This is a genomic window from Moorena sp. SIO4G3, assembly GCF_010692305.1.
GTDB lineage: Bacteria > Cyanobacteriota > Cyanobacteriia > Cyanobacteriales > Coleofasciculaceae > Moorena > Moorena producens_A.
Window position 1 is genome coordinate 11,187 of sequence record NZ_JAAHIG010000242.1, and the last position, 2,748, is coordinate 13,934.

The window sequence follows — 2,748 nt, forward strand, 5'->3', positions numbered from 1 at the left end:
GAAGCCACCTGACCAAATCAGCTGGATAGTTTTCGGCGAGATATTTACATATGTTATCGTATGCCAAAGTAGTTATCTGTGGTTAAGACTACCTGGCCGAGTTTACAGGATTTGGTCAAAAAAAGCGATGCTTTCAAAGAGCCGCTACGCGATGAAGCGAAGCTTCCGCTAAGAGCGATCGCAACTAGGCTAGGTAGAAATATAGTCATCAAAAACTGGTTTTCTTGTAGCCCACCAATATTGGATAGTATTACCAGGCCACAAAGCGAATACTTTGCCATCTTTATTTTGATACCAACTCATACAGTTTTCTTTTGTCCACACCTTCTTTTCCATAGTTTTCCATAAATCCTGATAATAACGTTTCATTGGTTCTTCCTTGACTTCCAGAGATTTCCAGTCTTCTCTGAGCATTTTATTCAAGCAGCCAATAATATAATTAACTTGGCACTCTACCATTAATATGACTGAGCTATGACCCAAAAGAGTGTTCGGTCCTAAAAGACTAAAAAAGTTAGGAAAATTGGGAACAGAAATACCAAGATACCCTTCTGGTTCGTTGCCCCATATCTCCGCTAGACTGTCTCCGTTTTTACCACGTATATCTATTTTTTTGTAGGACAAAGAGTTAAATCCTGTAGCATAGATAATAGCATCAACGTTATAGTCCTTTCCTGGTTCGGTAACCAGACTATCACTAGTTATGCTTTCTATCTTATCTGTAATCAATTCTACATTATTTCGGTTCAGGGTTTGATAAAAGTCGTTATTAAATAAAATTCGTTTACAACCTGGTTGGTAGCTGGGCATAACCGCATCCCGTACTCGGGAGTCATTAATTTCCTGATGTATGCGTTTTTCCAATTGTTTTCGCAGGTACTTACCGATCAAACTTCCAGTAGTTAATAGGTGAATAATGATTAAGTCATTACGTAAGTATAGTAATCCCCGGTACAGTTGCATCAGAATAGGAAAAGTCTTAAAATACCATTGCATCTGGGCTGAATAAGTCCTATCGTCTCGGTTATAAATCCAGTTCGGAGTTCTTTGAAAAATCAATAGTTTTTTCACTTTTTTGGCAACTTCTGGGATAAATTGAACTGCACTGCCTGCAGTTCCTACAACTGCCACAGTTTTATCAGTTAAATCAAAGCTGTGATTCCATCTAGCTGAGTGAAACGAGACTCCTTTGAAGGTTTCCAAGCTAGCCAAATTCGGTAATTTGGGTAAATTTAAACCTCCCCAGGCACTAATCAGTATGTTAGCAGTTATAGTTTCCTTCTCAGCTGTTTCAACATACCAGAGGCAATTTTGGGCATTGAAATGGGCGCTAATCACCTCTTGATTAAAACGGATATGGGGATAAATATTGTATTTACGTGTGCAGTGTTGTAAGTATTTCAATATCTCTGGCTGAGAGGGATAAACTTGGTTCCAATCATGTTTCATCTCAAAAGAGTAACAATATAAATGAGCGGGAATGTCACAGGCACATCCTGGGTAGTTATTATACCGCCAAGTCCCTCCAATTCCAGAGGATTTTTCTAGTATAACGAAATTTATTTTGGCTTTTTTAAGTTTAATAGCCATGCAGATACCAGCCATGCCTGCACCGATAATAGCTACTTGCATTTTTTCTATTTTTAGATTAGTTGTTTTGGAAAACATTCGTTTGATTTTTTATTTCGATATTTACATTTGCATATAATCTATGTCTAGAGATAAATCTCAAGCATAAGAAAATTTCAATAAAATGATAACATGAGTTAACCTCAATGTCAATAAAAATAATTATGGTAATCCTTCCTTTAGCAATAATCTATGTCTAGAGATAAATCTAAACCATAAAATGTCAAAAAGATGTTAACATGAATTAATATCAATATCCCCAAAAATAATTAGACCTCTCCAAAAAACAAATTTATGGTAAAATAATATAAAATTTACCACTTTTATCAACCTCAAAAACCATGAGCTACACTTGGGATTACATCCAGAAAAATCCTAAACAAACAAAAAGATTGCGCTTGATTAAATTATGAGCAACTATCTCAACTGATAGAACAAGCCAAGTTATTACATCGTCAACATCAAGAAAAAATTGAAAATCAAAAAGTCCGGCTAATAAAGCCTGGGGGAGGTGCTGGACAAAAATTATCAATTGAAGACCAAATAGTCTTGACATTGTCTTGATGCAGTCGCTCATGGGGGAAACCCCCAAGACCGCGCTGCATCGCTAATTTACTCAGGGTAAGCGCATCTAATTTTGTATAAAAAAGTACAGTTTTATTGATTAATATATGTATAAGTAAAGCCAGTTTGAGTATTAATGATGTTAAGTAGTATCGTGATTAGCATTGCGTCTACTTTAGATTAGGGTTAGTCTCATGGGGTTTTGGTTTTCAATCTCGAACAGTTTCGAAATTAAACTCGAAAGCTTTAAGTGTAGCTAAAGCGACTGCGTTAACTGAAAAAATGGCATTAATTTTCAGCGAGATAGAAGACCCCCGTGTGGCTAGAACACGTGTCCATTTGTTAACAGATATTTTAATCATCGCAATACTATCAGTAATTGCAGGAGCCAAGGGATGGGAGGATATGGAAAATTATGGATTAAGTAAATATGAATGGCTAGAGCAATTTTTAGCTTTACCTAAAGGTATCCCAAGTGCAGACACATTTCGCCGAGTGTTTGTTCGCGCAGCGTCTCCTATGGAGTTGCGTATCAACCCAAAAATATTCGAGAGA

3 protein-coding genes are annotated in these 2,748 nt (G+C 36.6%); 1 reads left to right on the top strand and 2 read right to left on the bottom strand.

What is annotated here, in order from left to right:
* Window positions 1–189 precede the first annotated feature (189 nt).
* Both F6J99_RS30630 and F6J99_RS30635 read right to left on the bottom strand, forming a co-directional pair.
* Complete coding sequence (locus F6J99_RS30630; RefSeq protein ID WP_293118588.1) at window positions 190–1,668, bottom strand: NAD(P)/FAD-dependent oxidoreductase; 1,479 nt, start codon at window positions 1,666–1,668, stop codon at window positions 190–192.
* 440 nt (window positions 1,669–2,108) lie between these two features.
* The gene (locus F6J99_RS30635) at window positions 2,109–2,234 is read right to left on the bottom strand and encodes a hypothetical protein (protein ID WP_293118590.1); all 126 of its coding nucleotides are present in this window, start codon (window positions 2,232–2,234) and stop codon (window positions 2,109–2,111) included.
* 241 nt (window positions 2,235–2,475) lie between these two features.
* On the opposite strand from F6J99_RS30635, the gene F6J99_RS30640 reads away from it, so the two are divergent.
* On the top strand, window positions 2,476–2,748 hold a 273-nt coding region (locus tag F6J99_RS30640; RefSeq protein WP_293118592.1), incomplete at its 3' end, for a transposase family protein.